The organism is Corallococcus praedator (assembly GCF_003612125.1).
GTDB lineage: Bacteria > Myxococcota > Myxococcia > Myxococcales > Myxococcaceae > Corallococcus > Corallococcus praedator.
The window spans coordinates 1-6,028 of sequence record NZ_RAWI01000496.1 but is presented as its reverse complement, the minus strand read 5'-3'; the positions used below and the strand labels follow the sequence as shown (position 1 = coordinate 6,028).

Genomic DNA, 6,028 nt, shown 5'->3' with positions numbered 1-6,028 from the left:
GTCCACCGGAGGCCGCCGCCCCCAACACCCCATCCACCCGCGCGTACGTCAGACCGGGCAGACCGTAGAGGTTGGCTCGCGAGGCATTCGCCAGGTCCACCCCCGTGCGCCGCAGCACCGTCAGCGCCGCGAACGTCTCCGCCGTGATGGCGCCGTCCTCCCGCAGCGCGAACAACGCCGGCTCCGCGGTGTCCTCGGGGTCGACCTCATAGGCCGCCGCCTGCGCCCTGACGGGCACGAGCCACGGGAACAGCCACACGCAGAGCAGGAGGAAACGCACGCGGCGGGCCCTCTGCAGGAGCGGGACCACCCTTCCCTACAAGGTGACCTCCCAGGTGCGCCCGTCCCTTCTCCGGGCCTGGCGTCCAGGCAAGGGACGGGGGATGGCCTTCGCTTCGACGAAGACGTGGGGCGGTAGCGGCTATGCTGCGGGCCACATCTTCGCGAGGGCCGACACCGCGGCCCCAGAACAGCTCATGGGCCACGTCCACATCCTTCGCCACTTCCCCTCTCCCCAGGAGGGATTCAACCGCACCGTCCGCATCTACACGCCGGACACCTACGACGCCTGGAAGGACCACCGCTTCCCGGTGCTCTACATGCACGACGGGCAGAACGTGTTCGCGCATCCGGAGTCCGCCGTCTTCGACACGTGGTGCGCCAACCGCGTCCTCGAAGAGGGCGTGAGCGCGGGCCGGATGGAGCCGTGGATCATCGTCGCGGTGGACTCCGGGCCGGGCCGCTTCCAGGAGTACTCGCCGTGGGACGAGCCTCGCAACGGCGTCGTCGCGCGCGGCGAGGCCTACGGGCGCTTCCTCGTGGAGGAGCTCAAGCCGTACATCGACCGGACGTACCGCACGCGCACGGGCAGCGAGTGGACGGGCACCATGGGCTCGTCGCTGGGCGGGCTCATCTCGCTGTACCTGGGGTGGAAGTTCCCGCAGGTGTTCGGCCGCATCGGCGCGCTGTCGCCCACGGTGATGTGGAGCCAGAACCGGCTGTTCGACGCGTGGCGCGCGCACAGCCAGCGGTGGACGCGCATCTACCTGGACGCGGGCGCCACCGAGTCCATCCACGTGGGCGGCCTGCCGCTGGACTACGGCCAGCGCACGCGCGACTTCTTCCACCACCTCAAGGGCCTGGGCTACGGCGACCACGAGGTGTCCCTGGTGCTGGAGCCCGGCGGCGAGCACCACGAGAAGGACTGGCAGCGCCGGCTGCCGGGCGCCATGCAGTGGCTGCTCGGTTGAGCCCGCGTCCGTGACGCGCACACCCCGGTCGGTGCCGCCCGAGCAGCGGCATGTCTACGTGCAGGTGGTGGAAGGACTGCTCCAGCACGGCCTGCGCGGGCAGGTATCTCCCCGCCTGCGCGAGCGGCTGCGGCAGGCCGGCGTGGACCTGGACCGACCGCTGTTGCCGCTCTACCCGGTGCCCCTCTGGACGCGGTGCCTGAACATCATCGTCGAGGAGACCTACCCCGGCCTCACCCGGGAGGAGGCGTTCCGGCGGCTCGCGCGCGCGCACGTGGAGGGCTACGGCGCCACGTTGCTCGGGCGCGCGGTGATGAGCGTGATGCGCCTGTTGGGACCGAAGCGCGTGGCGCAGCGGCTTCCGGAGGTGCTGCGCGGGACGGACAACTACACGGAGGCCGTGCTGAGCGAGCGCGGGCCCGCGCACTACGAGCTGCGGATCAACTCCGTCGTCGATGCGCCCGGCTACGCGGAGGCGCTCTTCGAGGCGGTGCTCCAGGTGGGCGGCGCGCAGGCGCCTCGCGTGATGAAGCTTCGCGAGGAGGCGGACGGCACGGTGTATTCGCTCACCTGGACGGAGCGCTGAGGGCGCACGTCACACCGTCGCCTGGATGAAGCGCACGGCTTCCTGCATCGCTTCCTTGTCCGCGTGGCGGGTGAGGTACATCTCCTCGCCCAGGAGGCTGTGGTAGATGGGCGGCAGCTCGCGGTGGACGAGGAGTGCGTTTCCCATCCGCTCCACGATCTGCGCGTGCGTGTGTTTGTAGCGGCGGCCGTGACGGCGCGCGCTGTGGCAGACGTGGTGGCGCGGCGTGTACTGGAAGTCCGCCACCGGGTCGCCCGTCACGACGCGGGCCCAGAGCCGATACACGTCGATGTCGCACGTGTAGTTCATCATGTCCGTCATGAAGCCGCCGGGCGGGCGCAGGTTGGCCTCCAGCACGACGAAGCGGCCGTCGGGCAGCCGGAAGAACTCCAGGTGGAACCAGCGCTCGCGCAGACCGAAGGCGGCGACGACCTGACGGCCCAGCACGTCGAGCGCGGGGGGGATGTTCTGGAGGCTCCAGAAGGAGATGTCGCGCCGTTCGGTGACGGTCTCCATGCCGCCGTCGCTGTACTCGTGGCTGAGCGTGAAGACGATGGCGCCGTGGCGGTCCACGATGCCGTCGTAGGTGACGATGGTGCCGCGCACGAAGGGCTGGGCCACGTAGGAGGTGGGCAGCGGGTGCGCGAGCGCGGCGTCCACCTCCGCGTCGGTGGTGACCTTGAACGTGTGCGCGGCGCCCACGCCCACGTCGGGCTTGAGCACGAGCGGGTAGCCCACGCGGGCGGCGAAGGTCTTCACCTGGTCGGCGTCGCGCACGCGCAGGAGGTCCGGGTGGGGGACACCGGAGGCGTGGAACACCTCGGCCATGCCGGACTTGGAGCGCAGCTTGAGGATGTCCGCGGGCTGGAGGCCGGGGGCGTGGAAGTCCTCGCGCAGGCGGGCTTCGACTTCGAGCCAGGATTCGTTGAGGGACTCGATGCGGTCCACACGGCCGTGGCGCCAGGTGAGGTAGCCGGTGGCGCGGACGAGCGCGTCGTAGTCCGTCAGGCTGGGGACGAAGAAGTATTCGCGGAGGGACTCGCGCAGCTCTGGACGCAGGGATTCGTAGGGCGTGTCACCGATGCCCAGCACGGTCACGCCGCGCTCGCGCAGCGCGACGGCGAAGTGGAAGTAGTGGCTCGGGAAGTGGGGGGAGATGAAGACGAAGTTCATGGCTCCTGGCGGGCGGGTCCCCCGCTGGGGACGACCATAGCGGCACCGCCCCCGCCCTTGAAGCCCGGTGGGAAACACTGTCCACCAGCAGGGTCCGCCAGCAGGGCGCCCTGGGGGAACATGGGGGCCATGGCGGAGGATTCCAGGCCTTGAACAACTCCGCCCCAGTCATCCCGGGGCGGAGCCAACACCTACGTCTCAGTTCTTCTGCAGCGGCCGGTAGCGGATGCGGTGCGGCTCCAGCGCGTCCGGGCCCAGGCGCTTCTTCTTGTCCGCTTCGTAGTCCTCGAAGTTGCCCTCGAAGAAGAACGCCTTGCTGTCACCCTCGAACGCGAGGATGTGCGTGGCGATGCGGTCCAGGAACCAGCGGTCGTGGCTGATGACCACCGCGCAGCCCGCGAAGCTGAGCAGCGCGTCCTCCAGGCTCCGCAGCGTCTCCACGTCCAGGTCGTTCGTCGGCTCGTCGAGCAGCAGCAGGTTGCCGCCGCTCTTGAGCATCTTCGCCAGGTGCAGCCGGTTGCGCTCACCGCCCGACAGGTCCTTCACCCGCTTCTGCTGATCCGTTCCCTTGAACGCGAAGCCCGACAGGTACGCGCGGCTGGGCACCGTGCCCGCCTTGCCCAGGTCGATGAGGTCCAACCCGCCGCTCACCTCCTGGAACACCGACTGCTCGCCGTTCAGCGAGTCGCGGCTCTGGTCCACGTAGGCCATCACCACCGTCTCGCCAATCCGCAGCTCGCCCGCGTCCGGCTTCTCCGTGCCCGTCATCATCCGGAACAGCGTCGTCTTGCCCGCGCCGTTCGGACCAATCACGCCCACGATGCCGCCCGGCGGCAGCTTGAAGTTCAGCTCGTCGATGAGCAGCCGGTCGCCGTACGCCTTGCGCAGCCCCTTCGCCTCCACCACCAACCCACCCAGCGGCGGACCCGGCGGAATCATCACCTCGCCCGTCACGTCCCGCTTCTGCTGCGACTGGTTGAACAGCTCCTCGTACGCGGCGATGCGCGCCTTGCTCTTCGCCTGACGCGCCTTCGGAGACGCCCGCACCCACTCCAGCTCGCGCTTGAGCGTCTTCTGACGGTGGCTCTCCGACTTCTCCTCCAGCTCCAACCGCTTCTGCTTCTGGTCCAGCCAGCTGGAGTAGTTGCCCTTCCAGGGCACGCCCTCGCCCCGGTCCAGCTCCAAAATCCACTCCGCCACGTTGTCCAGGAAGTACCGGTCGTGCGTGATGCACACGATGGTCCCCGTGTACGCCTTCAGCGCCTGCTCCAGCCACGCGACGCTCTCCGCGTCCAGGTGGTTGGTGGGCTCGTCGAGCAGCAGCAGGTCCGGCTTCTCCAAGAGGATGCGGCAGAGCGCCACGCGGCGCTTCTCACCGCCGGACAGCTTCGTCACGTCCGCGTCGCCCGGGGGCAGCCGCAGGGCGTCCATCGCCATCTCCAGCGTGCGATCCAACTCCCAGCCGTTCGACGCGTCGATGGCGTCCTGGAGCCTCGCCTGCTCCGCGAGCAGCTTCTCCATCTCCGCGTCGCTCATGGGCTCCGCGAACTTCGCGCTCACTTCATTGAAGCGGTCCAGCGCCTGACGGATCTCCTTCAGGCCCAGCTCCACGTTCCCCTTCACATCCAGGGACGTGTTCAGCTGCGGCTCCTGCTCCAGGTAGCCCACCTTCACCGTGGGGTCCGGCTTCGCGACGCCGAAGAACTCCGTGTCCACGCCCGCCATGATGCGCAGCAGCGTGGACTTGCCGGAGCCGTTGGGGCCAATCACGCCAATCTTGGCGCCGGGGAAGAACGACAGGTAGATCCCCTTGAGGATGTCCTTGCTGTTCTTGACCTTGCGCAGGTCCTGCATCGTGAAGATGAAATTCTGGGCCATGGCGGCCTCCTGGGTGTCTGCCGAAGCGTCAGCGGGTCTGTGCGGATAGCAGGGAGCCCCATCCGGCTCAAGGCGCGAACGCACTCCCCGTGTCCCGCTGGACGGGCTGCGTCACGCGGACGGGGCCCGGAACGGCCGGCCGCTTGGCCAGCGAACGCAGCGCGAAGGTGTTAGAGGAAGCCCGCCATGTCCGAGCCCGTGCCGACGACGCCCGCCCTGGAGCTGCAGGGCCTCTCCAAAAGCTACGGAAAATTCACCGCCCTCCACGCCGTGGACCTCACCATCCGGCCGGGAGAAATCTTCGCCCTCCTGGGCCCCAACGGCGCCGGCAAGACGACCCTCATCGGCAGCGTGTGCGGGCTCGTCAAGAAGTCCGCCGGCACCATGCGCGTCTTCGGCAAGGACCTGGACCAGGACCCCGTGGGGCCCCGCTACCAGGTGGGGCTCGTCCCGCAGGAGATCAACTTCGACCCGTTCTTCTCCGTCGCGGAGTCGCTGCGCATCCAGCAGGGCTACTACGGCCAGAAGCGCGACGACGCGCGCGTGGACGAGGTCCTCACCGCCCTCAACCTCCAGGCCAAGAAGGACTCGCTCACGCGCGCCCTGTCCGGCGGCATGAAGCGCCGGCTGCTCATCGCCAAGGCGCTGGTGCACCGCCCCCGGCTCGTGTTCCTGGACGAGCCCACCGCGGGCGTGGACGTGGAGCTGCGCCGCGACCTGTGGACGTACGTGAAGAAGATCGCCAGCGAGGGCACCACCATCGTCCTCACCACCCACTACCTGGAAGAGGCGGAGGAGCTGGCCGACCGCGTGGGCATCATCAACGAGGGCCGCCTCCTGATGGTGGAGGACAAGGCGTCGCTCCTGCGCCGCTTCGGGGAGAAGCGCCTGGTCGTCACCTTCTCCGAAGCCCTGCCCGCCATGCCCGCCGCCGGCCAGCGCTTCGCCGCGAGCCTGTCCCCGGACCGCCGCACGCTCACGTACGTGGAGCGGGAGAACTGCGCGCCCTCCGGGGAGCTGCTCCGCTCGCTCTACGCGGACGGGCTGCCCGTCTCCGAGGTGGAGACGCGGCGCTCGCGCCTGGAAGACGTGCTCATCGAAATCCTCCGCGGCCGCCCGAACCAGGCCGCCTGACCCCCCC

General features: G+C 69.2%; 5 protein-coding genes and 1 pseudogene. 3 read left to right on the top strand and 3 right to left on the bottom strand.

Annotated features, from left to right (window positions below):
* Nucleotides 1-280 (bottom strand): annotated as a pseudogene (locus tag D7Y13_RS37110) (hypothetical protein); the annotation flags it as partial.
* Between the two features lie 196 nt (nt 281-476).
* Here D7Y13_RS37110 and D7Y13_RS37105 point away from each other — a divergent pair.
* Entirely contained in the window at nt 477-1,250 is a 774-nt protein-coding gene (locus tag D7Y13_RS37105) for an alpha/beta hydrolase (protein WP_120536296.1), read from the top strand.
* A gap of 10 nt (nt 1,251-1,260) precedes the next feature.
* Nucleotides 1,261-1,836 (top strand): DUF2378 family protein, encoded by a 576-nt coding sequence (locus D7Y13_RS37100; RefSeq protein ID WP_233595831.1) that lies wholly within the window; start codon nt 1,261-1,263, stop codon nt 1,834-1,836.
* A 9-nt stretch (nt 1,837-1,845) separates the two neighbouring features.
* Here the strand turns inward: D7Y13_RS37100 and D7Y13_RS37095 are convergent, their stop codons facing one another.
* The gene (locus tag D7Y13_RS37095) at nt 1,846-3,009 is read right to left on the bottom strand and encodes an ATP-grasp domain-containing protein (RefSeq protein ID WP_120536298.1); all 1,164 of its coding nucleotides are present in this window, start codon (nt 3,007-3,009) and stop codon (nt 1,846-1,848) included.
* 198 nt (nt 3,010-3,207) lie between these two features.
* Nucleotides 3,208-4,887, bottom strand: a complete 1,680-nt coding sequence (gene ettA / locus D7Y13_RS37090; RefSeq protein WP_120536299.1) for an energy-dependent translational throttle protein EttA — start codon at nt 4,885-4,887, stop codon at nt 3,208-3,210.
* A gap of 186 nt (nt 4,888-5,073) precedes the next feature.
* Here ettA and D7Y13_RS37085 point away from each other — a divergent pair, with 186 nt between their 5' ends.
* Nucleotides 5,074-6,021 carry an ABC transporter ATP-binding protein gene (locus D7Y13_RS37085; RefSeq protein ID WP_120585196.1) on the top strand — a complete coding sequence of 316 codons (948 nt, stop codon included), beginning with the start codon at nt 5,074-5,076 and terminating at the stop codon, nt 6,019-6,021.
* Nucleotides 6,022-6,028 lie beyond the last annotated feature (7 nt).